This is a genomic window from Oleiphilus sp. HI0132, from assembly GCF_001635845.1.
The window spans coordinates 1-753 of the sequence record NZ_LWGJ01000433.1; the positions used below are offsets into that span (position 1 = coordinate 1).

Annotated in this window: 1 protein-coding gene; it reads left to right on the forward strand. The window is 44.9% G+C overall.

Annotation, left to right across the window (positions count from 1 at the left end; genetic code table 11):
• On the forward strand, positions 1–733 hold a 733-nt coding region (locus A3766_RS05250), incomplete at its 5' end, for a 4Fe-4S dicluster domain-containing protein (protein WP_197479341.1).
• Between the last annotated feature and the right edge of the window lie 20 nt (positions 734–753).

Consider the following 753-nt stretch of genomic DNA (forward strand, 5'->3'; position numbering starts at 1 on the left):
TGCACGCTTTCAATCTGTAATGTTTGATGAAGACACACTTGTTGTTTCCTACGACAAAGGTCGTGGAGACCCAAGAGGAAGCCGCAAACGTAATGTTGATTATAAAGAACAAGGCCTTGGCGACTGCGTTGACTGCGGCATGTGTGTACAGGTTTGTCCAACGGGCATCGATATTCGTGATGGGCTTCAGTATGAGTGTATTGGCTGCGCCTTATGCGTCGACGCCTGTGACTCAATCATGGACAAAATGAAGTATGACCGAGGTCTAATCAGCTACACCACTGAGAATGCCCTCATCGGTAAGAAGAGCCATATACTAAGACCCAAAGCCATTGCCTACGCTGTATTATTACTCGGCATGATGGGTGCGTTTGCCTATTCCGTTGCAACACGTGTTCCACTAGAGTTAGACGTAATAAAAGATCGGGGCGCTTTATACCAGCTAACGGGTTTAGGTAAAATCGAAAACACTTATATTCTCAAAGTTATGAATATGAGCGATGAACCCCATGATTTTGACATTACCGTCAAAGGCATTGAAGGGATAAAGATTACCACACCCACTACGGTATCCGTGAAAGCCGGAGAAGTATACACTCAACCAACTAGCATAGAAGTCGACCCCATACATATGGAAGTCACCCACTATGATATTGAGATTACCGTCAAGGCTACAGATAACCCAGACTTGGTCGCATCAAGCGAAAGCCGCTTTTTAGGCAGCGCTGAATAAAGCGACACAATAGAAATTAA